Origin of the sequence: Bacteroides sp. ET336, from assembly GCF_024733815.1 — a bacterium.
GTDB lineage: Bacteria > Bacteroidota > Bacteroidia > Bacteroidales > Bacteroidaceae > Phocaeicola > Phocaeicola cellulolyticus.
Map to the genome: position 1 here is coordinate 78,634 of NZ_JANRHK010000014.1, position 25,599 is coordinate 104,232.

The following is a 25,599-nucleotide window of genomic DNA, read 5'->3' on the forward strand; positions in this document are numbered from 1 at the left end:
CAAACTGACTCTTCAACTATATATTATAGAAAACTTACATCAAGCATCACTTTCTTCCGAATTTTCATTTTTCACAAAGTTCTGTCAAAACCCCCATTGTTGATTTCGGATGAAGAAAAGCGATATTAAGGTTTTCCGCTCCCTTACGTGGAGCCTTATCTATAAGGCGGATTCCTTTACCTTCGGCATCAGCCAAAGCATTTGCTACACCATCTTCAATGGCAAAAGCCACATGATGTACACCCATTCCTCTATTCTCAATAAATTTAGCTATTGTACTTTCAGGACCTGTCGGTTCAAGAAGCTCTATTTTTGTTTCACCACATTTCAGGAATGCAGTTCTAACTTTCTGGTCTTCTACTGTTTCGATGTTATAACATTTCAATCCCAATACATTTTCATAGTATGGCAAGGCTTCTTCGATACTGTTTACAGCAATGCCCAAATGTTCAATATGAGATATTTTCATAATGATGTTGTTTTTTTGATATTAAATTAAAGTTGATAAATTCTATAAGACAAAGAAAAGAAATTTGGATTAAAATACGAAACTTTTTCAGTAAATATTTATCCTTATTACTTTTTTATAACGTCTGAACTTTGATTTTGGAAACTTAACTTTGCAATCGACTGTTATATCAAACATATATCTTTTCCATTATCCTATTCAGCCATTTCCATTTCAGTCTATACCACCGGCGGGTACTCAATTGCTTGCCTCCAAACCTCAATATAAAATCACGGTATCCGTATTTTTTAAAAGGAAGTCCGGCATCAATAAACTCAAAATGACTATACCCCTTCTCCCTTGAATACAGCATAGCATTCCATACAGCCAACACACCGGGATATAGCGAAGGATAACTCTTGCGCATTCCACCGGAAAACAGCAGAAATGCCGTATCGTCAGAGAACAGACAACACGAGCCTCCAATAATCTTACCATTATATGAGACTGTAAATATTTTTCCCATCTCTCCGCATTCCTCACCAAGTTCCAGTAAAGACGTAAAGAAATCCACTCCGGGAAAATATTTGAACACTTTCGAAGAATAATAGTTTTTCAGCATTCTGAAAAGTCCTTGAACCTGCTGTTTGTTTTCTGCAACTCTCATTACAGCACCGTTTTTCAAAGCCTGCTGTATCTGTCGTTTTCTTGAAGCCCCCATCCACTTATCCAAAGTTGTGTGATGAATGGAATTAATCACCCTCAAACGTTTTATAGGGAAATATCCGTTCTTCCTGAAATAACGGTATCCGAAAAGCGGTTCTGTCAAGTTTCTGAACTCTATCAGAAAAAAATTATCCTTGTTCCGGGCTGTAAAGTACGAAAGAAGTTCATCGAAAATCAGGTCATGCTTAATATCCGTATCAAAATACTCACCAGTATCATATATAACACACTCCCTTATAAACCAAGACTTTCTGATTACACACAATAATTTACCTATAGGTCTGTCCCCATCAAAGGCCACAAGCATAAAAGGAGTATATCCGGATGTCCGTTCAAGAATCCTAAACAGGCCTACCGAATGAAAGACGTTCTTCCCAGGAAGCTGAGGCAACGTTTCAGAGTGTTCATATGTAACCAAACGTATTGCCATATATCGCAAATTTACATAAAAAGTTTCAGCCTTTAAAACGAAAATCATATATTTGTGACTATCATTTTAAATTTTCACATATGAAAAATTTCAACGACCTCATAAAATCAAGGCGCAGTATGCGCAAATTTACTCCACAGGAACTCACTCAGGAAGAAGTAGTCACACTGCTCAAAGCAGCACTCATGTCACCAACATCCAAACGAACCAACTGCTGGCAGTTCATCGTAGTTGACGACAAGGAAATACTTGAAAAACTTTCATACTGCAAGGAAGCAAGTTCATCGTTCATAAAAGATGCCGCATTGGCAATAGTCGTAACAGCCGATCCCATGGCGAGCGATGTATGGATTGAAGACGCATCAATAGCATCCATCATGATACAGCTGCAGGCAGAGGACCTCGGACTTGGAAGTTGCTGGGTACAGTTGCGCGAAAGATTTACGGCAAGCGGCATTCCATCAAACGAATACGTACACGAAGTATTGGACCTGCCACTACAGCTACAGGCTCTATCCATCATCGCCATAGGACATAAAGGAATGGAAAGAAAACCTTTCGACGAGTCGCATCTGCAATGGGAGAAAATACACATCAACAAATACGGAGGAAAATGACAGTGGAATATTCAGAAAAACATCCTTCAATAGTAATGATTGGAGCCGGCAACGTAGCTACACATCTTGGAAAAGCATTCCACGAAGCCGGATGCCATATAAAAATGATCTACAGCAGGACTCAGGAATCAGCCAAAGAACTGGCAGAAAGTATAGGTTGCCCCTACACTACAGATATAACATCGACAGACAGTGATGCAGACATCTACATAGTATCACTCAAAGACTCTGTACTCGAAACAATACTTCCACAGCTAGTGAAATGCAATCCCAATGCCTTGTTTGTACATACTGCCGGAAGCGTTTCCATCAATATCTGGAAAGGACTTACAGCCAGATATGGCGTGCTATATCCAATGCAGACATTCAGCAAGCAGAGAAAAGTAGATTTTAATAATGTACACTTCTTTGTAGAGGCAAACAGTAAAGAAGACACAGATTTACTCATCAAGACAGCCTCACTGTTGAGCAGCCATGTATTCGAAGCCTCATCCGAACAAAGAAAATACCTGCACATATCAGCTGTTTTCGCATGTAATTTCAGCAACCATATGTATTCCATCTGCGAACATCTTCTTTCATCCCACGCCCTGCCATTCAGCGCTATGCTGCCATTGATAGACGAGACAGCCGAAAAGGTACACCATTTATCTCCGGTATCAGCCCAGACAGGCCCAGCCCAAAGAGACGACCGCAACATCATGGACAGCCATCTTGAAATGCTTAAAGATGAACCCGACATAGCGGAGCTATACAAACTTATCAGCAAAAGCATACACAATTATAATACGAACAAAATATGATAGACTACGATCTTACAAAAATCAAGGCACTGTTCTTCGATGTTGACGGAGTTTTAAGTGGCGATACCGTACCTCTCCATCCAAACGGAGAACCTATGCGCATGATAAATATCAAAGACGGATACGCCATACAGTTCGCCGTAAAATGCGGATTACATATAGCAATAATCACCGGCGGACACACCGAAGCCGTCAGATTAAGATTTGAAGGACTCGGAGTGAAAGACGTATGCATGGGAGCTTCCGTAAAGACAAAGGAATACAACGAATTGATAAAAAAATACGACCTCAAACCGGAAGAAGTACTTTATATGGGCGACGACATACCCGACTATGAAGTACTCCGCCTCGTAGGTCTCCCTTGCTGCCCGGCTGACGCCGCACCAGACATAAAAGCCATATGCAAATACATTTCCCATCGTGCCGGAGGTCAAGGCTGCGGCCGTGACGTGATAGAGCAAGTACTGCGCGCACAAGGAAAATGGATGTCACATGAAGAAGCATTCGGATGGTAAAATTCAAAAACTCAAAAACGTATGTTAGACAATCTAAAGAAATACAATATTATTCTGGCATCAAACTCGCCACGCCGCCGCGAACTCCTCTCCGGTTTGGGCATCAATTACGAAGTCAAACTGATAAAAGGTGTTGACGAAAGTTATCCTCCACATCTGAAAGGAAGTGAAATACCTGAATTCATATCACGCATAAAAGCTGCCGCCTACCGCCCGTTCATGGCAGGAAACGACCTTGTAATAACAGCAGACACAATAGTCTATGCCAATGGTGAAGTACTTGGAAAACCCAAAGACAGGGAAGATGCAGTAAGAATGTTGAAAATCCTGTCCGGACACACCCACCAGGTAATGACAGGAGTAAGCATCACCACACGAGAATTTCAGAAAAGCTTCTGTTCAGTATCAGATGTTACTTTCGACACCCTGACAGACGAAGAAATAGACTTCTATATAGACAATTACAAACCTTACGACAAGGCAGGTGCATACGGCATACAGGAATGGATTGGTTTCATCGGAGTGTCAGGCATACATGGATCTTATTTCAATGTTATGGGGTTGCCGGTGCAGAGGCTTTATAGGGAGTTGAAGGAAATTTGATAAAAAATAAAGAAGTACTAATTCAAAACTTACTTATACGTTTCCAGTAAACCACATATATAATTGAAATTATTCTTTCTTATCTTTAAATAAAGACTCTATAAAATAGACAAGAAGATTGTGCAATTTATCACTGTGGTTTACTGGATAGTATTAATAAAAATACTATATCAGCATCTTATAAATTAATTATCAATCTAATATCATTGAAAATCAATCATTAATATTTATAAGATGCATAATCATTTACTTACCTTATCCAAATATGTTTCTGCTATAAGTTCCTGCTTCTTATATATTTTTATGCTAGGATTAGTCGAACGATGCCATATCTCACAAGAATACTCCTTATAAGCTACAGATTGACACTCATCATCATTACGAAGTACTTTTATATCGTTACACAAACTCATATTTTTTGTTTGCGAAGCTGTTCTTTTAGGCAATATAGCATATGCATATGCTGATTTTTTATCTAAACAATGTTTAATGATACATTTGAAGACTTTTCCTTTACTCCAATCATTTTTAAAGAAAGGATCTATTGCATCCCACTTACCATATTGCATTTCTTCTGTTACAACAAGCTCCTGATCAGCTGCACTAGAATGATCTAATAATATATAACCTCTTCCATCATGCCAAGCCCATTTCTTGCCATACTTTACATCACCAATAAGATTATTTTGTTCCAATGAAGTTTTTATATCTATAATGTCTTTATTATTACTATAGATATCTGATCCTAAAGCTACAACTAAATCTTTAAAGAAAAAGACTGATTTAAAGGCATGTAGCCCATCTCTGTTTAATTCCATGGTTGTACACATAATCTGATCAGACACTAATCCTCCAACATGTTTTGTCTTATTTTCTTTATCGTATCTATTATCGGAAACTTTAAGAGGTTTATTATCATCATAACTGGTAATACCTGGTATTGCTCTCCAATCCCAATGTGCAAAAATATTATCATACTCACTTCCATGCTGCATTATCAAAAGAGCCCCATCTGCAGAGAACCAAGCATTAGTGTTTTCTTTATTTGTAAATTCAAAACCAATAGTCCTCTCTGAATGCATTCTAATAGAAGCGTACCAGTCTTCAGTACGGTAAATGCCACAATCTGAACACAAATAATATTTTGCTCCGGTCAATGTATTCTTATATTTGTCAGGCATAAGATTCTCATTTGATATGTTAATAAACAAGCTACTATCTTTTTCTCCAACCATAGCCATATTTTGAGCTGCAACAGCAACGGAATAAGCCTTACTACGTCCACTGTCTTTAAAAACCTGCCTTCCGCAAAAGCTAGGATCCATAACGCCTTTGAATACACTCCAGCATATTCCTTCTTTCATTAAATTAGCAACAATATCGTATTCTTTTTTACTAAATGCATAAGAAGTACCTTGTAAAACGGCCAACAAGAATGAGACCGACTCAGCATAAGTCTGACCATAGTTTCCAAACTGAATTTGTGGACCATGCTGATGGAAAGACCAATCCTTTTGAATACCTTCTTTATCAGAAATAGATATTTCTTCTGCAATAAATTGTTTTGACATAACCAACAATTGTTCATCGTTTATCAAAAGAGCTTTCATGAGGTTATTCGCAGCCAGCCATACTTTGTTCTGACCTGTCTTTCCAAACTCTGATCGTTTTAACAAATCCAAAGCTCCATTTAACTGCATCGGTGTAATTTCATCCCTTATCATTAAAAATATAGCTGTCATTTTACGAGGTACACCAATATCATTATGCCACCAATTATCACTGGTTGGCTTTAACTTCATCCAAAAATTTACAGCCTTGTGAATATTTTCATGCATCTTTATATCCTTATACCACTTACTTGAAGGAGAGACATAAAGTTTTACCAATGAATAGAGACGAGTCAAATGTAGAGTCGGCTGCCATCTGCCTCTTGTTCGGTCCGTATAATCAATATCTGAAAAAGAGCCATTCTCATTTATCAAAGAAAACAAACGATTTACTTCTACGTCTGGTAAATGTACCGACATGTATAATTGAAGCTGTAAAACATCATTAGCCCTTCCATAATCAGAATATTTAATAAAATTGTCAGTAACCTTATCATTAGGAGAGTAATTGAATGCAGAAAGAGTAACAAAATTTTCCCTCACTTTATCCAAATTATTTTCATTAGAAGCACATACACTATGACATAAAGCCAGTGATATAATTGTTAGTAATATATTTCTTACATCCATATAATAGGTTATTTTTATTTGCACTTAGAATTATTTCTTAAACAACAGTACTTTTTTATGACCAATATTTCCTAAACGATCATTTTGCGGTAAATCAATAATAAAATTCTCTCCATTAAGTTCTATTGTGATTTGTTTAATTGAAGGATCCATAGTAGCATCAGATGCATATATCTGCATACTGTCACCTTCCTTATTCAGCATAACTACGCAAGGAGAAGAGACCTTCATTGAACAGTTATCCCAAAACAATCCGTTATTATTTGGATAAAATATTGCCTGGATAATATTCTTGTCTTCATTAATGACAGCCTGGACAAGAGTGTCATTCCTTAAGATTTCAAAAGGAAACTTAGTATTCGGCATACCATTTCCTGAATACACCACATATCCATATTTTTCGTTTTTAGGGTTCACACCATGCTCTGTCCAAATACGCAAAATTTGACTCTCTTCTGGAAGATTCTTTTTCTTAATATTACCAGGATTTAATTTACACCAATAGTTTTTCTTATTCTCAAGGGCCAAACTGATATTCCTGGTATATTCAGGAATTGCACAATATGCAAACTGTCCCTGTTGTTTTATCCAAACAAAGTCCTTACCTTTATTGTCTAAATGTATTATACTATCATTAACAAATCGTTCATCTTCATTTTGTATAATGGATACTCTATTTTTTAATGAAGTTTGATCTATTGTTGTACGAATAGTTTCATGTCTTCCATAATTATTATTTGTAATTCCAGCACCAAGTGCTATAAAATAATCTCCCAAAATAAAGTATCCTTTATATGCCTTGAATCCATACAATATATCATTCTTAATATGATAATCTCCTTTATCATTGACCCCTTCTTTATCCGATCCATTCATCTTTTCAAAAATAAAACCTGTTACCGCATTCTGTTTAGAATCAGTTGCAGCACCTGCAAAATTATGCTTGCTGCAATATCCCCTCCAATTAGTTACAGGAATAAGTTTATCCATTCCTTCACGTACAGTAGTACCAGGCAATGCAGTTACATCAAGCCCTCCAAGAATACGTTGATACTCATCTCCTTTTCTTTGAAATAACGTAACACCGTCAGCTGTATGAAAGTTATAATTATCGGCAAACAAAGCACTTTCCACTCCATCTGTTCTTACGGATGCCATATTGACTGATATATGACAATCCGATGTTTTCTTTATCAAATCATCATTATTGTAAAACCAGCGTATTCCGTTATACAACCCGAATTCATAATCTTCCATTATGATTTTGGAATTATCTACTTCATATTTAAGTTTTAACAGTTCTTCCTGCTGCTCTTTTGTAAATGAAGACATCCAGTTTTTTACTATTTTATTTAAGATATTCGAATATGGGATTCTCTTTTTCTCAGGTCTGTATTCATAAGTATAACGATTCAATCCTGGTATTACAAAACCGTTATAATAATACCAGCTACCACCTCTGAAATAATTCATAAGCGCTTCTGTATTTTCTCTCGTCAAACTTTTATGCCATGGTGTATCCTGTAATGTCTGCAATGTCTGCAAAGCGAAATCTATTCCACCCATCGGATAATCAAAAAGACAGCACTGCTTTCCATGTCCCCATCCGGCACCATCAGAAGTGAGCCCTTCCGTCCAAAAAGAGTCTTTATTTGTACTCTGGGAAGTAGAACTAATACTTCTCATACAAACCTCAGATACAATCTCTATCATAGAAACAGACTTCAACATTACAGCTACAGGCAGTAAAGACCTATAAGCTATACCATTTGCACCTACCCACCATACATGATTTCTAAAACGCTCAACAGAAACAACATTAATATCTGTCTCATCATTCCTCAACGGCTGTGTCCAAGCTTGCAATGCAACAACTTTCAACATTGTACATGCATCCATTAACAATTTATCTGCTTTTCCTTTCTCTGCTCTATCCATTTCATCAAGCAACGTAAAATATATATTTACAGCTGCTGTAGGAATAGCAAAACATGATGCATGAAAACGGGTTGATACATTAGGACGCTGTATTTCAATTTCGCCATAATGAATTATAGCTTTCTGTATTTTAGGAAATACTTTATCCTTCTCTGCACCTTGAAAACTAGAAGAAGCTGTTATTTGAAAAATTCTTTCAAAGGCTTCCCTTATAAATAGCCCGACTGTATCATTGGTTGTCAATCTACTTCCTGCATGATACATATCCTTTATTTTCTCTTCCATTGTCATCATATCAGAAAAACGTCCTTCAGAAGTCAATGAACTTAAATAAGAATTTATCAATTTAGTATCCTTATTTACTTTTATCCTATATGGATTTTCATGGTAATACGTACGTAATCTATCTAAGGCTCTTATTTCCGACGAATCACATGACTGAATTTCCCTATTATCATACTTATGATAATTATCAAAAGCCAATCTTCTCTCTATGTTTTGTGCATTTGCAAATAAGGAAAGACTTAATAACATATATATAGCATAATATCTCATGTTGAATATCATTTTATTGGTCTATTATAAAATTTATAAATTGTATGGCTTTCGTATTTTTTATTCACATCAAGCATTGTACTTGGCCATTCTTTTTTATTGGGACTGTCAGGATAATGCTGTGTCTCCAAACAAATAGCGGAATGCTGTGGATACCAAATACCATATTTCCCTTTTACCGTTCCGTTCAAAAAGTTTCCTGTATATATTTGTATTCCAGGTTCTGTGGTAAAAACTTCCATCTCTATTCCTGTTTCAGGACAGCTTAACTTGGCTGCCAATTTATTTATATCTCCATCTGTTTTTAAAACCCAGTTATGGTCAAAACCATTTCCATTTTTAATTTGCCCGTTATTAATGTCTATATTTGATGAGATAACCCTTAAAGATGAAAAATCAAATGGAGAATCATCTACAGGAGTAAATTCCCCAGTAGTCATTAAAGTTGAATCTATTGGAGTATAATATGTCGAGTTCACATACAATTTATGATCCATAACACTCTTATCATGATTACCACTTAAGTTGAAATAAGAGTGATTTGTCATATTTACGACAGTTGCTTTATCTGTTACAGCACTATAAAAAATATGTAATTCATTATCATCATTCAATCTGTATTCTATCTGGGCATTAACATTTCCAGGAAATCCTTGGTCACCATCCGGTGAAAATACGCTCATAACAATTGAATTATCATCAAATTTATCAACATTAAATGCTTTGCAGTGCCATCCTTTCTCTCCTCCATGCAAACAATGAGGATAATCATTTTGCGGCAATACGACAGTATCTTTATCAATTACAAAATGTCCATTATCTATTCTGTTTGCATATCTCCCTATTGTAGCTCCAAAATTATTAGGTACAGTTATATAATCATTTATATTATCAAAGCCCAGTACCAGATCCTTTTTATCACCACTTTTGCCAGGAAACAAAATTGAAACGATCCTGGCTCCATAATTGGTAATAAAAACCTCCATACCATTTCTATTACGCAGCTTATACAAACCAACATCAATGCCGTCAATACAAATTTGAAAGTTTTCTTTTACCAATGGGGTGAAACGATCTCCATTGTCAGTATTACAAGCTACAAAGAGCAGTGATATTATCACAATATGCATTATTAAACTTTTCATATAGCATAATCATTTTAAAGTTTCTCCTTTATTTTCAGGATTATAATAACCTTTTGTTCTTGACAGAAACTCTGATTTCATGTTTTTTGTCAATTTAACTTCTTGTTCCGATAAATCATTGGTTTGCCCGATATCCGTCTTCAAGTTAAACAGTGAAAAATCATCGACAATTCCTAGTTCATTACCAGTAAGGTTTCTTTTTTCTCCTTTATATGGCGGAATCAACATATAGTCTCCTTTCCTATATGCAAGTCTTCCCATTGCCTCAGTTATGAAACTTTTTCTACCTACAACAGAGTTTCCCATAAAAACACCCAGTAAATTCTCTGAATCCAAATCTTCTGGAATATCTGCATCAATCAAATCTGCAAAAGAAGCCAACAAATCCAATTGCGATACCAAAGCATCCGAGACAACTGGACTTATATGATTCTTCCAGAATACAAAGAAAGGAACTCTTGTTCCAGCCTCAAACAAGCTATATTTTCCTCCCCTCATATCAGCAGCTGGTTTATGGCCTCCCAACATCTCAACTGCACCATCCTTATATCCGTCATTCAACACAGGACCATTATCACTTGAGAAAACAATCAGTGTATTTTCAAGCAATCCTTTTTTCTTAAGGATACTTATCAGCTCACCTACACACCAGTCAGCCTCCAGCAATGCATCACCTCTTGGTCCCATACCTGATTTTCCTACAAACCTATGATGCGGCGCTCTTGGTACATGAGGCTGATGCAAGCCATAATATAAGAAAAACGGTTTTTCATGGTTGTTTTCAATAAAGTCCTTAACTTTACCAATAAAATAATCAGCCATATTCTCGTCAACCCACTTTGCAGAATTGCCACCTTTCATAAATCCTATACGTGGAATTCCATTTACTATTGAATTATTATGTCCATGCGACCAATGCATCTTCAACATCTCAGGATTGGAAAGTGCAGTAGGTTCACCTTCATAGTTCTTTTCGTAGTTTACTCTTATAGGATCATTCGAATCAAGTCCAACGACATATCCATTTTCTACATATACAGTCGGTACCCTGTCGTTTGTTGCAGCAATCAGGCATGAATAATCAAAGCCTATCTCATTTGCACCGGGAGTCACCTTTTTATTCCAATCAGCATTACCATTTCCCATACCCAAATGCCACTTACCTATTGCCGCAGTTGTATATCCGGCATTTTGAAACATTTTAGGCATTGTAAACTGTGATTCTTTTATCAGTAATGGAGCATCACCTGGAAGTATTTTTGCATCCTTATTCTTCCATGGATAACATCCTGTAAACAACCCATACCTACTAGGGGTAGATGTAGCAGATGTTGAATGACCGTCAGTAAAACATACTCCTTGTTTTGCCAGATAATCAATATTCGGTGTAGAAATTGTTTTGCTTCCGTATGCGCTTACGTCTCCGTAGCCCATATCATCAGCCAGTATTACAATAACATTAGGACGGGCAATACTATTGTTTTGTCCAAAAACGGATGGCAATGATAATGAAATCATTGCCGTCGAAATTATTCCACCTTTTATTTTTATGTTATTCATAGCCATACTTTAAATCCACTTCACATTAAATTCATATGTATAATTCCATTCAAAACTTTCATTAGGCATAATGTTTATAAGGATTTTGGGTTCCGGACAGAAGGCTTTTTGCCATGACCAAAGGAAAAACGAGTTCACAGGAACATCAAAACCAACTTCGACAGACATTCCCGTTCTTTCATTTACTATCTTAAATGAATTGTCATTTGACAATACATTTATAGCCCCAAATGCCGGACTGAAGTCTTTTATATCCTGCACTATGTCTATTCTATCCTTTCCAAAAGACATTCGTTTCTTATTTATCCATTTCTCATTTGCCACATCTATATCTGAATTTATAAATATCATGGCAAAATTCTTATCATAGTTCTTATAATTAAACTGTATGAAATTATGAGAATACGTTTCTGTAAAAATCTTCTTCTTACCAATATTTGAGAGTTTATGCTTGACAATTAGTTTATTATCATCTATCAAGTAAACTTTTTCAAGTATGTAGCTATAACCTGTTTCTGACTCAAGTCTATGAATTATACTTATACCTTTATCATCTGACTTAATAGTACGCACTCCAGTATTAACAACTTTATATGGCTTTGCAAAATCGTATGGCTCATTATTTTCTTTCAACAATTCTCCCACACCTATTTTCACAAATTTTTCCCCTACCTTAGCTTCTGAATATCCAAAAGCCTCGGCAAAATGCTCAGCAAGTCCTGTTCCCCAATTTGGCACTAACGGATCATGTTTGCCAGTAGGTCCTCGTCCACAATAATCTTTCCATTGCTGCAGGAAAGTACAACCTTTATATGTCACTTGTCCCAGAATACTTCCCCAATCAAATCGTGAAGCCTTATAATAGCTGTTAACACTGTCAGGTAAAAACAGCATTATCTCCATATCACCTTTTTTTATACTCATTGAGGGATATTCTGATGCTTTCATAACTAATGAAAGCATCAGAAAAATATAACAAAGTGTATATCTATTCTTCATTTAAACATCAAAATTATAATATAACCACAATGTTACTTAGTCTTATTTATATAAGATTTCATTATATTATCCAACTCTATAATTTTATCAGAATATTTAGTATATATATTATCTTTCTGACTTATATCTTTCTTTATGTTAAAAAGTTCAGGAGAATCTTTTTCTTCTTTTTTCTTCTTTCCGGTATCAGGCAAATAGACCCAATCTCCTTTTCTTACTCCGGCTATACGTCCATACTTTACATACACATATTCATCAAGTAATTTGGTATTAGGATTATACAGGAACTCTGAAATATCCTTACCGTCAAGATCATAGTCTTTAGCATCACCACCTGAAATTTCCATTATAGTAGGAAATAGATCAACACTTGAAATTATTGCATCGCTTACAGTTCCAGCTGGAATATGGCCTTTCCATTGCATAATACAAGGAACTCTGACACCACCTTCGTAATAAGAGAACTTACCGTCTCTCAACGGATCTGCGCTTCCTCCTTCATCACCATATCTTAACCATGGTCCATTGTCTGAAGTAAACACTACTAATGTATTTTCTGCCAATCCGCTTTTATCAAGATAGTCCAATAAACGTCCCATATTCCAATCTATTTCCTCTACAGCATCACCATATATTCCTCTTTTACTTTTCCCTTTAAATTTATCAGAAACATACAATGGAACATGAGGCATGTTTGGTGTTATATAAACAAAGAAAGGTTTGTTCTTATTTTTATCTATAAAATCTATAGCATGTTCAAAATATCTGTTAGTTGTAGTTGATAGTTCACAAGGATATTCTATTATTTTATCTCCCTGAAATAAAGGACAAAGCCCCATTAACCTACTTTTTATTTTGTCTCTGTTCTTAGTTTCTTTCACAAATTTCTGGTCGCCAATGGCCTTCTCCATATTATAATTATCTCTAAAGAGAACATTCGGAGAGAACTCATGAGTATATCCTATGTACATATCATTGCTATAAGGAATACCATAATACTCGTCAAATCCCTGATCTGTTGGCATATGGCCTTTAATATCTCCCAAATGCCATTTGCCAAAACAGCCTGTTACATATCCACGTTTCTTCAAAGCCTCGGCTATTGTTATCTTGGCTGATGGCATCCCTTTCTCATCCGGGAAAAAGACATTCCTCACCCCATTCCTTGTATTGAACTGTCCTGTCAGCAAACCGGCTCGGGATGGACTTGAAATAGATGCAGCAGAATAGAAATCCGTCAACCTCATCCCTTCTGAACTCATCCTGTCAATATTGGGAGTATTTATTAATGGAGAGCCAAAACATCCTAAATCTTGATATCCTTGATCATCCGTTAACACTATTATAACATTTGTTGGTTTCTGAGCTAATACTACACTGGAACATGCCGAAGCCAATAATAAAATACTTTTTCTCATAATATCATATTTTAATAGTCATAATATCAGGTATATAAAATATACACCTGATATTATATTATTTAGTTATTTAAAACTTTACTTCTTTTTTCTTACCGGAATAAGAAACAACCTTCTTTTCACCTGTTGGCAATTCTACTGTAAATTTTCTTTTTGAAATCATTCCTTTGTATTTTCCGCTTCTATCTCCGATAACTAAAGTTTTTTCATCATCATTCCAAGAAAACTTTATTTCTGTATAATATCCGTTCTCATAATTGTAATTGTCAAACTCGTCCTCATACAAAATAAAATCACCGTCTTTTCCAGGATATACCTTTACAGTCAGATTATCCCATTTCTTTTGTGTAGAATACTGGACTTTAGGACCAAAAGGAATTATACTACCAGCTTTTATATAAAGAGGAATTGTAGCCTTATCTACATTACGGGTTATATATTCTCCTCCTTCTTTTACTTCATTAGTCCAATAATCATACCATTGAACACCCTGTGGTAAATAAATTTTCCAACTGTCAACATTATATTTTGTTACAGGAACTACCATTATTGATTTTCCGAACAAAAACTGGCTTCCGAGATTATGCGTATTCTTGTCTTCAGGGAAATCCATGAACAATGCACGCATAAATGTTCCGTCATATTTTGAGACGTTCCATGAAGTGCTATAAATGTAAGGCAATAAAGCATATCTTAAATTTATACACTTCTCCTGTGCATCAAAACACCAATCTCCTTTTTCACCAAAACGCCATATTTCTCTTGGTAATCCTGTTCCGTGACTTCTCATCATTGTTGAGAAAAGACCGAACTGCATCCATCTCAAATATAGTTCCTGATATTCCGGACATTTGGTTCCTCCCTGTTTATGCCATCCGTAAGCCTGAAATCCACCAATATCCGAGTTCCAGTAAGGCAATCCCATTAACGAGAAGCTAAGAGCAGCCGGTATTTGCTTTTCAAGATTCTCCCAAGTTGAACGCACATCTCCACTCCATGTTATTGATCCGTATTCCTGCTGTCCGACGAAACCAGAACGGGTCAATATAACAACTCGTTTATCTTTATTGGCTGCTTTTGTTCTGGTAGATATTCCCTTATTATGCAATAAAGAATATGCATTCTTAACTGTTTTATATGTTCCCATATAAGTTTTCAGCTCATAATCTTCCGGTTTTGGGAACATGTGATCCGGCTCTGTCGAATCCAACCACCATCCATCATTGTTGATATAGCTATAAATACCTTTGTTCAGAAGATCCCAATATATTTCGCGGGCTTTAGGATTAAACACATCATACGGTTTTACTCCTGATTTTGGCGGGTAAGATATAAAGTCCAACAACATTCCATTTTCCTCAAAAGTTTTACGCTGTGGACTATAAGGAGCAAAACAAGGCCATGCGACAATCATAAGCTTTGCATTCAGTTTATGTATCTCATCTATCCATTTCTTTGGGTTAGGAAAACGTTTTTTATCAAAACTGAATGAATTCCATATACTATCATTTTCATATTCCGGCCAATATCTCCAGTCCTGTATTATGCAATCAATTGGAATATTAAGATCCCTGTATTTTTTTAGGACTTCCAGGCTCTCATCCTGTGTTTTATATCTCTCTTTACTTTGGAAGAAACCGTATGCCCATAACGGTAACATAGGAGCCTTACCTGTAAGTGTTCTCATCTGAGCTACTACACCGTCAGCAGTTTTGCCATACATAAAGTAATAGTCCGAACATGTTCCGAAACTTTCTAAAGAAAGGCCTTGCGGATTGTCTTCAAAATCAGAAATTGAATAGTTGTCAAAATATACACCATATCCTTTTATAGACATAAAAAAAGGTGATATTGTATTCATATTCTCATTCTGAAGGTGATGGTTCGAATTACGGCGGTTTAACCTATTGTCTAATATCTGCCCTAATCCATATATAGGTTCATCCTTATCCAACAGGAACTCATTGCGAACTACGTATGCATCTTCCGTATCAGGAGAAAGATTATTAGAAAAACTGGTTCCATAATCCTTGTCCAAAATCAGGTTCCTACCATTTTTATCCAGGAAACGTATTCCACCTGTTTTTGTATTTACTTTAACTATCAAGGCTGGAGAAGATATTTCTACCATACCGTCCATATTCTCAACATTTAATCCGACATTGGATTTTTGTAAATCTACTACCAGACTTTCTTTTCCACACGGCATACCTTGTCGGAGTTTTATGCACCCTCACAATATCATCAGTATAAAACTCAATTTTAAAGTCCATACCTTGTGTTACGAAAGAAATACCGTTATTTGTTTTCTCAATATTACTGCCAGCCCATGCAATATTGGGTAAAAGCGCACAAACAAATAATAATAATTTAAAGTTTTTCATGTTATATTCCTATTATAAATCAACATTAAAAGTGTAAACATATTCCCAAGAAGCCTTTTTACCAGGCTCTATATCAATCATTACCCTCGGTTCTGCACAAAAAGCACGTTGCCAAAACCAAACACAGAATGATGAAACTTTCTTGTCCAAGGACATTTCTACAGATATCCCGGTCTTTTTGCTATGTAATCTAAAATCTCCATACCCTGATAGTACATCCAAATCACCAAAACAAGGAATGAAATCATTTATCTCAGATTTTACATTAATTACATTCTTATTTAAGGAAATCCGTTTTACAGTAGTCCATTTATGTTTTGATATATCAATATCATTCTTTAAGAATGTCAAAGAGTAATCTGGTCCTATATTACTATAGTCCAACTGCATGAAGTTATGAGAATAAGTTTCTGTAACAATCTTCTTTTCTCCTATATTCTTCAATTCATGTCTTACTATTAGATTATTACCATTAATAATATACTCTCTTTTAAGTATATATCCGTAACCTATTTCAGACTGCAAACGATGTCTGAGCACAATTCTGTTCTTTTTCTTATCTACTTTCCAGTCACCATTATCGAGAATCTTGTATGGTTTGGCAAAAGAATATTTTGAGTCATCATCCTTAAGCAATACCCCAACTCCTATTTTAACAAAGCTGTCACCAGGTTTAGCTTCATCATACCCTTGCGGTACAGTAAATTCTTCCGACAAGCCTGTACCTGTATTAGGTACCAGAGGATCATGATCTCCTTTTGGAGGCCTACCTGAATATCCTTTCCATTCTTGCAAAAACGTTTTCCCCTTATATTTTATTTGTCCCAATATACTTCCCCAATCAAATCTTGAAGCACGGTAATAACCGTTATCTTTATCAGGAGGAAATAATAATATCTCCATATCTGATTTTTTTAAGGTAACAGATGTATATTCTATTGCGTTAGAAAGATTCGGCAACAAAATAATTACCAACAATATAAATAAAAACTTTCTCATACTATTTCTTATTTTTTGTTTAATTCTTTCATCCTCAATAACGCCTCAAGATAATAATAATCAGCATAATTCAAAGGTACGTCTATTTCATTACCATGAGGAAGGCTTCCTACAGAGTGCATTAATATGAAATTGCCATTTTCCCCTAATTTGGCCTGATAGTCAGCATTAGACAAAGACTTTAAAATATAATCAGCCTTAACAATATAATCATTATTACCTGTATATCCAGAAAGTTCGTAAAGAGCAGATGCAGTTATTGCTGCAGCTGATGCATCACGAGGCGCATCAGGTATATCAGGAGCATTATAGTCCCAATAAGGAACCATATCTTTGGGAAGGTTTTTATTATTGAATATAAAATCCGCTATTTTCACAGCTTGATCAATATACTTCCTGTCTCTTGTATAACGATAACAAACTGTATATCCATAAAGTCCCCACGCCTGTCCACGAGACCAAGCTGATTCATCAGCATATCCTTGCGCAGTTTGTCTACTGCGAACCTCACCTGTTTCAGGATCGTAGTCAACCACATGATATGAACTATTATCTTCCCTAAAATGATTCTTCAAAGTCGTATCAGCATGCTTTACTGCTATGTCATAATATACAGAATCACCCGAAATCAATGAGGCTTCAAAGAGTAATTCCAGATTCATCATATTGTCAATTATAACAGGACATTCCCATCCACGTTCCTTTTGCCATCCTCCATTTACATTCCAGGACTGTATCACACCTGCATTAGGTCTGAACCTGGTTGACAATGATTTTGCCGCCTGAACTATAACAGGTTTATAATCTTCTTTATCTGCAAAACGTATTCCAGCCAGATATGGGCATCCAACCATAAAGCCTAAATCATGTGTCGTTGTCAAATATTGTAAAGTATCAAGACTCTCGGTAAACTTTTCTGCTTGCACCTTCCATTTTTCATCACCTGTCAATTTATAGGTCATCCATAAATTTGCGGGAAAAAATCCTACACACCAATCTCTTATAGGAGTATAATAAATACCTCCATCCTTTATTGTTCTTGGGTATAATATTTTCCCGGTCTTATTTATTTCTTCAACCTGTAATTTTTGTTGCTCAGCTACAAAAGTTACATTCTTTTCAAAAAAATCATTATGGCCTGTTTCTTTTTGAGTACACGATGTTAATCCCCCTAATATACAACAGACATAAGCTCCTAAACATATAATTTTATTATTCATAATATAAATAATTATTTAATTGTTGTTGTTTTCAGTTACAAATGAAGATACAGGCATACCATTTACACCGAACAGAGTACCTTCAACATAATTTTTATAAGCATATCGAACAGAAACAGGATTCTTCACACCATCATTCCAAACCTCTACAGATTTTCTATTGACAATACGAGCCTCAGCCGGATAAAATATTCCATCCTCACCAGCTATCTCAAAACTTTGCAAAGGTTTATAGTTTGATGTTATACCCAAAGGGGCTCTTTCAAATGAAATAACAATCCTATTTCCTTTTACCTCATGCGACTTATATCTTGGAGACTCGGCATATATACCTTTTATATTATATGTCCTCGACAATGCCATATATGCCAATCTGCTTCCAACCTCTTTCTTTTGAGAAGGATGGATGCATGTCTCATTACCAATATCCATCGTAACTACCATACCGACATTATCAATTTTCTTCTCACAATTATACTGAGCTTCTCTCAATAAGGCTGAAACTATTGCATCCTTATTCCCATAATTATATGGAGCTATTTGTACATAATAGAATGGTAATTTATCATTATTCAACTTAATACGCCAGTCTTTTACAAATGACTGAAAAAGGGATTCATATTGAACAGCATCATATCTGTTTGATTCTCCCTGATACCATATCACTCCTTTAAAAGTATACATCTTTATTGGATTGATCATTCCGTTATAGAGCATAGAGGCTACAGAATGAGGATTCTTTACTTCAGAATTATCTGTCAAATGATTTTGTGAAATTTCCGGATATTGTTTAAGAACTTCGGAATCCATCCACGACTGTATAGCAGAACCACCCCAACTTGAATTTACCAATCCTACAGGCACATTCAAAGAGCGCTGTAACTGAAGCCCGAAGAAATATGCAGTCGCACTAAAGTTTGCTACATTCTCGGGAACATTAATCATCCATTCTCCAGGACAATCTTCAAGTGATACCTTTGAAGGGTTTCTCTTAACAGTAAAAAGACGTATAGGAGTTGATGCTGTAGCATCAGCTATCACTTCAGAAGAATGCTCAACAGGCTGTCCGAAAAAACCTTTCATTGGCATTTCCATATTTGACTGTCCGGAGCATAACCACACTTCTCCTAAAAAAATATCATTAAGTTCTACAGTATCACCATCATTTATGACAATTTTATAAGGTCCACCAGCCTTCGCTGTCTCAATTATTATTTCCCATTTTCCTTCAGAATCTGATTTTGTTTTGTAAACCTTATCATTCCATGATGTAGATACCTTTATATCCGTTTTCTTACTTGATGTACCCCATAACTTAACTCTTGTCTGCTGCTGTAACACCATATTATCTGAAATTATAGATGGTAATTTCACTTTTGCAATTAATGCAACACAAAAAACAGAATATAATAGAAACAATAAAAATCTTTTCTTTTCCATAAATTATATCATAAAAATTTATTTTAAATACTCATGAGCTAAAACCAGGAAAACACTGGACGTCCACGTATAACTGACATCTCTTAATGCTTCTCCGGTTAATGCATCAAAATTTTCAGCAAACCCTGATTTCATACATGTATCACAGAAACGTTTTGCTATTTCTTTTGCCAGTTCTACCTCTCCGCATTGTTTCAATCCGTCTATTACTATCAGTGTAGTAGGAGCCCATATGGGACCTCTCCAATAGCCGTCAGATTCATAAAGTAAACTTTTGGGACTTTCAGATGCTAAGCCATAAGGAGTAAGTAAGAAACCTTCCTTTTTCAAATCCGAAATCATTTTCTCACGTATATTTTTGGGCAGCCTTTTTCCTAAAACTATAGGTAAATAACTCATTAGACTTTGACTGTTTGGATTAACCTCATGAGTACCTGTTCTACGAGTTATAAATTTCTCTCCATTCCAAAATTCTTTTATGAGTCTATCAAGCATTGTTTTGCTGCATTCATTCCATTTCTTTGCCGCTAAACTATCAGATAACTTTTCTGCCAAATCTGACAGGACTTCCATTTGTAATACCAAAAAAGCTGCCAGATCAGGACCTTCAGCAGGCATTCCAACATCAAAACAAGTACCGTTATCCCAACCCGAATCCATTCCATGATAATATTGTGGAAGTCCATTTCCATCATCATCACGACAATTCAACCAGTAGTTGGTCCAGTTTGACAATTTATTATAGACTTCTTCCAGTTTATCTTTTTCAGGAACATATTGTTGTAACAATAATGATAAGGTCCATCCATGAATTGGAGGTTTCTTAACTGTCCATAATTTATTGTTTGCGCCAATATAATCAGGTAAAGCCCCGGTCCGATTATCCTGATGGTCAAACATAATCATAAATTGATCCCATGATAATTTGGGATGACTGTAACTTAATCCCAATGCATTAAAGCAATGGTCCCAACTCCATATATAAAGCATAAATCCTTTAGACATAGACATACCATATCTGGTGATATTTCCTCTTGGTTCATACATACAGGACCAACTCATATAACTTGCCAGTTTACGTCCTTCTTCATATTCAGGACTTACAGATGCTATCTTGTTTTCCCATTCACTATATTCTTTTTTCAATCTATCCAGAATTATCTCTTTGGATGTTGTATAGTGTTTAGGAATCCAATCACCGAAATATTGTTCAACAACAACTTCTATCTTCCTTTTACTGTCCTTTTTTAATAAAAAGCAATTATTATTGTAGCTCAATATGCCTGATTTTACTGTAATTGCTATTCCTTTATCACGGACTATAAATGTATTATTATATTGTCCATTCAAATGGAATACATCTTCTTGAAAAGGAAATGAATATGCGTTACCCTCAAATCTACCTGAAAATTGTAAATCTAGATTATCTGAGCATATATGAAGAACTTGAGGAGATTCAAAAAAGATGCTTATATTTCCGTCTTTCGTCTTACCCCTTAATTCGATTGGAGTTGCTGTATAATGTACTTTTTCATGTTTATTATTGACATTTACCGGATTTATCTGAAACAAAAGTTTATCCGCCTCTCTGCCTTTTGTCAAATCTGTCAATATAAGAGAATCTGTACCCAATACATCATCATAACTACATAAGAGAGACATGTGTGAACCAAAACAGCTAAAAGGATTTTTATACAGATTAAAAGTAAAATCCGATGTTTTGGATATAGCAGCCGATACCTGTAAATTATTGTCACATGAAAATGAATTAATATGGCTGTTTTTACTTGATAATCTTCCGCAAAAAGCTACCATTAAAAATATGGTTCCAAAAACAACTTCTTTTTTCATATTCTAATTTTAAAAAATATGTTCAATCACTTAATAGGAATAAATGAATATTCAAAAGACCATGAAAAATCTTTTTCCGGCAAAACTTCTACCATAATCCAATGCTCGGGACAATATGCATTCTGCCAGAACCAAAGTCCTATTGAAACTACAGGTTCCGAAGATACCACTGTTACAGACATGTTCGTTCTTGAATTAAATAAAGTGAAATTGCCAATGGGTGGTTCCAAATCAAGATTGCCGCAACAACGCTTAAAATCATCTAATGGATGATTTACATATAATTCGTTATGTCCGAATATCATTCTTTCCTTATTAACCCATTCAATATTCTCTGGTATCGAAATTTTACTGTTCAAGAAACGTAAAACCATATCAGAGTCAGTCTTTCTGTAATTAAATTGGAAAAAATTATGAGAAAACATTCTGGTCTTAATAACTTTCTTCCCTTTATTTTCCAGTCTATGATTTACTATTAATTTATTACCTTCCAGTTTGTATTCACGTGTCAGGATATAATGATAACCGATATCTGTTTTCAAAGAATGAATTACTTGAATACTATTATTATCAAAATGTAATGTTCTCTCTCCTGCATCTATTATATCATAATATTTTGCAGGGTCATATTCGGAAGCACCATCTTTTTTCAATAGTCCAACACCTACCTTTACAAAATATCCGTTATTCGTTTTATCCTCATATCCCTGTGGATCATTAAATTCTTCAGCAAGTCCTGTTCCTGTATTAGGTATCAGGGAATCGTGATTTCCAACCGGCGGTCTTCCACTATATCCTCTCCAATCCTGCAAAAACGAACAATCCTTATACTCAATCTGTGCCAACATGCTTCACCAATCAAATTTTGAAGATCTGTAATAACCTTTATTATTATCTGGCAACAGATACGTAATTTTCATATCACCATTATATAAAACATGAGTTGGATATGTATCTGCAAATACTAACATCGAATTTATCAATGTAACGAATAAAAAGACGAACTTTTTCATATCCAGTTTTTTTTATTGTTATAAAAACACAAAATGAATTACATTACAGACAATTTGATAAAATACATCATATTGGAACGCCAATCAAGATCAAGTTCAAACAATCCATTATTCAATTCTATACTAAATACTTCAGGTTTTATTCTTGACACTTCCTTTAAAGCCTCAATTTGTTGTAAACTCAACTGAGAAGGTCTTCCCATATCTATATATATCGAATTTGCATCACAATGTCTATAACCAACTTTGTAAATATAAAGTATATATTTACCATCTCTGACTCCATCAAGCTTTAATTGAATTTTACCCTTTGATGTATCGGGCCTGTCTTTTATAAAATAACTTCTGTTAGTATCAAACTTTTCAAATTCAGGCATTGTAAAATCATAAATTAAAGCTGCATAGTTTCCTTTTTCATCTTTTGTTATCCAAGATGATTTGTCTGAATTCTGGATTTCAGATTTGTATAACTTATTTAAAAATGAATATGCATAAAAAGTAGGTTTCTTTATACTATGCCAATTTACCAGACCAAATCCACCATGGAACGCGTCTCTTACAGTACCGGCTTCTTCAAATATATCAGTAAAAGTCCAATATGACATTGAAGTAACATAATCTTGACTCTTTCTCAATGTATTCAAAATATATGTTGCATTTTGATAGGTATCATGTATAAGGTCATGACTGGAAAAAGAACTGCTAAACTCGGTATAATGAAGTTCCATATCTTTTTTCCCTAATTCTGTCATTGCATTCCTTACTTTGGATACATCTTTTACCATACAGTCATAATCAGAATTGAGTCTCAATTTTTTTACTCCATACTCATCGAAAAAACCTTTCAAACCATAGGTATGAGTAGAAATAAAGTCCAATGGTATTGTATTTTTATCACAAAATTTTATCATATCCTCTACCCAGGTATTACCAGCGGTAGCAGGTCCTCCAACTTTTAGTTTATCCGAAACCTTTTTTTACCGCAGTCGCAGCTATTTTATACATTTCGAAATAATCATCTTGGGTTCCTGTAAAAAAGCCTTTATGGTTAGGCTCATTCCAGATTTCAAAATACCATTTCTTTACTTCATCTATTCCATATCTGTCAACAAAATGCTTGACAACCTCATATATTAACGAAGCATACTTCTCTTTATTAGATGGAGGGGTCTTATTACCTTTCCACCAAAAAACAGTCTCCTCGCCTGATTTTAAAGCATCCGGCATAAAACTCAGTTCCACAAAGGGTCTGACGTCTATACTTAACAGGAAATCATAAAGTGCATCTATATAATGAAAATTATAAACAGGTTTCCCATTCTTTTCTTTATACACTCCCATATCATCGTGCAGAAGTCCATGAAAACGGATATATCTAAATCCGCATTCTTTTTTAATTTCTGCCAATTGTTTCTGCCATTCCGCTCTTAAGTCTTCATGCGCCCTTCCTGCTCCTACACAAAAATTATAATATCTGGATATTGGGGTTGATTTATTTACATCAACATCTATTACTCTAATGTTTTCTGAATGGATTAAAGTTGTTAATGTAAGTACAATGAATAAAAAAAATATTCTCATATCATTCTTTATCTTTTAGTTCAACATTGAAAATATTTTTAGAGTTAGAAGGCAATTTACATTTGAATCCAACCCTTAATGTACCTGGATTATCCTGATCATAATAATGAACAGGCTTATTATCCCAAATATTCATTTCAACAGGTAATTCTGAGTGAACAGTCATAATCATCTCTTTACCATCTTTTTTCAATAAGATTTGATTCTTATTTAATATCGTCGCTTCAGCCGGAGTAACCATTACCCACATTACATCAGCTACAGAGTCATTAGTTTCAATTACATCTTCAATATTAAGTACATCATCTTTATCAAGGGTTATTTTTCTTATTGAACTTTTGACACTTTGAGAGAAAATTGAACTCAAGTCCACTTTTGCTCCTTTCAAATTATCTTTCATGTAAGTCTCCACAATTGGAGGATTCCCGTCAACCAGATGATGTTTCCCGTTTATGGTTAAAGTTGAATGTCCTGTATTGCCGTAACGGAATACATCCCATCTTTGGCCATTTTGAGATGAGTTCCATAAATCAACACCTTCCTTTTCTAAAGAATAATAAGACTGGAGTCCCAGTTCCATTGACCATCTTACACCATTCTTTTCAAAAACGAATGATCCTGCATCCATATGCCCGTGTGGAGCTTTTGCTGAACCACCGACTATACCTAAATAAGTATCATCCGGATTATCCCAACCGCTTCTATAGACATACAAAGGTTTTATTCCACGGCTAAACCAAAAATTACCAGAAGGCTTTTTTATTTCATCAATTGCTATATCTTTCGCATTTATCAAAATATTAGGTAAAAGCCTATCTTTTGATAAATGATTCTTTTTTTCATTTAATTTAGGTAATTCAAACCACAACAAAGAGCTATCACCTATTTTTTTAGCAAACCAGAACAATGCCTGATTAATTCCTACAGAAGAGCCAGCATCAGAATAATTATAGCACTTTCCTGAAGGAGCCAATGTATATAACAAGAAATATGCCGATTTCATAAAGTTTTTATCTTTAGTCAGACCATAATCTGTACCTAATGCAGATTCTAATGCAGAAATCATTATAGCCTCATATCCAGTACCATATCCCCAATATGCAGAACCCTCCTG

At 35.1% G+C, this 25,599-nt stretch carries 21 protein-coding genes; 4 read left to right on the plus strand and 17 right to left on the minus strand.

Annotated elements, in window-relative coordinates:
* Positions 1–64: 64 nt before the first annotated feature.
* Together mce and NW213_RS12400 are read right to left on the minus strand one after the other, a co-directional pair.
* Positions 65–469: a methylmalonyl-CoA epimerase gene (gene mce / locus NW213_RS12395; RefSeq protein ID WP_204392775.1), complete on the minus strand. Its 405-nt coding sequence runs from the start codon at positions 467–469 to the stop codon at positions 65–67.
* A 169-nt stretch (positions 470–638) separates the two neighbouring features.
* Positions 639–1,604: a GNAT family N-acetyltransferase gene (locus NW213_RS12400; protein WP_258322957.1), complete on the minus strand. Its 966-nt coding sequence runs from the start codon at positions 1,602–1,604 to the stop codon at positions 639–641.
* A gap of 80 nt (positions 1,605–1,684) precedes the next feature.
* Here NW213_RS12400 and NW213_RS12405 point away from each other — a divergent pair, with 80 nt between their 5' ends.
* The 4 genes from NW213_RS12405 to NW213_RS12420 are packed head-to-tail and all read left to right on the plus strand — an operon-like array spanning position 1,685 to position 4,142.
* Entirely contained in the window at positions 1,685–2,221 is a 537-nt protein-coding gene (locus NW213_RS12405) for a nitroreductase family protein (protein WP_258322958.1), read from the plus strand.
* Positions 2,218–3,024, plus strand: coding sequence for a Rossmann-like and DUF2520 domain-containing protein (locus NW213_RS12410; RefSeq protein WP_258322959.1), 807 nt, complete (start codon positions 2,218–2,220; stop codon positions 3,022–3,024). The genes NW213_RS12405 and NW213_RS12410 overlap by 4 nt, the downstream gene beginning before the upstream one ends.
* Positions 3,021–3,539 carry an HAD family hydrolase gene (locus tag NW213_RS12415; RefSeq protein ID WP_204392781.1) on the plus strand — a complete coding sequence of 173 codons (519 nt, stop codon included), beginning with the start codon at positions 3,021–3,023 and terminating at the stop codon, positions 3,537–3,539. Before NW213_RS12410 ends, NW213_RS12415 begins: the two co-directional genes overlap by 4 nt.
* Positions 3,540–3,560: 21 nt before the next feature.
* Positions 3,561–4,142: a Maf-like protein gene (locus NW213_RS12420; protein WP_258322960.1), complete on the plus strand. Its 582-nt coding sequence runs from the start codon at positions 3,561–3,563 to the stop codon at positions 4,140–4,142.
* Positions 4,143–4,384: 242 nt separating this feature from the next.
* Here the strand turns inward: NW213_RS12420 and NW213_RS12425 are convergent, their stop codons facing one another.
* The 15 genes from NW213_RS12425 to NW213_RS12495 form a co-directional block, all read right to left on the minus strand.
* Complete coding sequence (locus tag NW213_RS12425) at positions 4,385–6,382, minus strand: polysaccharide lyase family 8 super-sandwich domain-containing protein (RefSeq protein WP_204392783.1); 1,998 nt, start codon at positions 6,380–6,382, stop codon at positions 4,385–4,387.
* Between the two features lie 30 nt (positions 6,383–6,412).
* Complete coding sequence (locus tag NW213_RS12430) at positions 6,413–8,875, minus strand: polysaccharide lyase family 8 super-sandwich domain-containing protein (protein WP_258322961.1); 2,463 nt, start codon at positions 8,873–8,875, stop codon at positions 6,413–6,415.
* Between the two features lie 8 nt (positions 8,876–8,883).
* On the minus strand, positions 8,884–10,020 hold the full coding sequence (locus NW213_RS12435) for an aldose epimerase family protein (RefSeq protein WP_204392787.1): 1,137 nt from the start codon (positions 10,018–10,020) through the stop codon (positions 8,884–8,886).
* Positions 10,021–10,029: 9 nt separating this feature from the next.
* Positions 10,030–11,538: an arylsulfatase gene (locus NW213_RS12440; RefSeq protein ID WP_309148297.1), complete on the minus strand. Its 1,509-nt coding sequence runs from the start codon at positions 11,536–11,538 to the stop codon at positions 10,030–10,032.
* 51 nt (positions 11,539–11,589) lie between these two features.
* Positions 11,590–12,504, minus strand: a complete 915-nt coding sequence (locus tag NW213_RS12445; RefSeq protein ID WP_258322963.1) for a hypothetical protein — start codon at positions 12,502–12,504, stop codon at positions 11,590–11,592.
* A 107-nt stretch (positions 12,505–12,611) separates the two neighbouring features.
* Positions 12,612–13,997 (minus strand): sulfatase, encoded by a 1,386-nt coding sequence (locus NW213_RS12450; RefSeq protein WP_204392793.1) that lies wholly within the window; start codon positions 13,995–13,997, stop codon positions 12,612–12,614.
* A gap of 70 nt (positions 13,998–14,067) precedes the next feature.
* A complete protein-coding gene (locus tag NW213_RS12455) occupies positions 14,068–16,206 on the minus strand; it encodes a glycoside hydrolase family 31 protein (protein ID WP_258322964.1) in 2,139 nt (712 codons plus the stop codon).
* Positions 16,207–16,393: 187 nt separating this feature from the next.
* Positions 16,394–17,380, minus strand: a complete 987-nt coding sequence (locus NW213_RS12460) for a hypothetical protein (protein WP_204392795.1) — start codon at positions 17,378–17,380, stop codon at positions 16,394–16,396.
* 8 nt (positions 17,381–17,388) lie between these two features.
* Positions 17,389–18,600 carry a glycoside hydrolase family 88 protein gene (locus NW213_RS12465; RefSeq protein WP_204392797.1) on the minus strand — a complete coding sequence of 404 codons (1,212 nt, stop codon included), beginning with the start codon at positions 18,598–18,600 and terminating at the stop codon, positions 17,389–17,391.
* A 15-nt stretch (positions 18,601–18,615) separates the two neighbouring features.
* Entirely contained in the window at positions 18,616–19,944 is a 1,329-nt protein-coding gene (locus tag NW213_RS12470; protein ID WP_239469156.1) for a sialate O-acetylesterase, read from the minus strand.
* Positions 19,945–20,058: 114 nt separating this feature from the next.
* Positions 20,059–21,891, minus strand: coding sequence for an amylo-alpha-1,6-glucosidase (locus NW213_RS12475; RefSeq protein ID WP_258322965.1), 1,833 nt, complete (start codon positions 21,889–21,891; stop codon positions 20,059–20,061).
* Positions 21,892–21,917: 26 nt separating this feature from the next.
* Positions 21,918–22,739, minus strand: a complete 822-nt coding sequence (locus NW213_RS12480; RefSeq protein WP_204392803.1) for a hypothetical protein — start codon at positions 22,737–22,739, stop codon at positions 21,918–21,920.
* A 203-nt stretch (positions 22,740–22,942) separates the two neighbouring features.
* On the minus strand, positions 22,943–23,815 hold the full coding sequence (locus NW213_RS12485) for a hypothetical protein (RefSeq protein ID WP_375338145.1): 873 nt from the start codon (positions 23,813–23,815) through the stop codon (positions 22,943–22,945).
* Positions 23,816–23,864: 49 nt separating this feature from the next.
* A complete protein-coding gene (locus NW213_RS12490; RefSeq protein WP_204392805.1) occupies positions 23,865–24,485 on the minus strand; it encodes a hypothetical protein in 621 nt (206 codons plus the stop codon).
* A 1-nt stretch (position 24,486) separates the two neighbouring features.
* The coding region (locus NW213_RS12495) for a heparinase II/III-family protein (protein WP_258322966.1) at positions 24,487–25,599 on the minus strand (1,113 nt) is incomplete at its 5' end.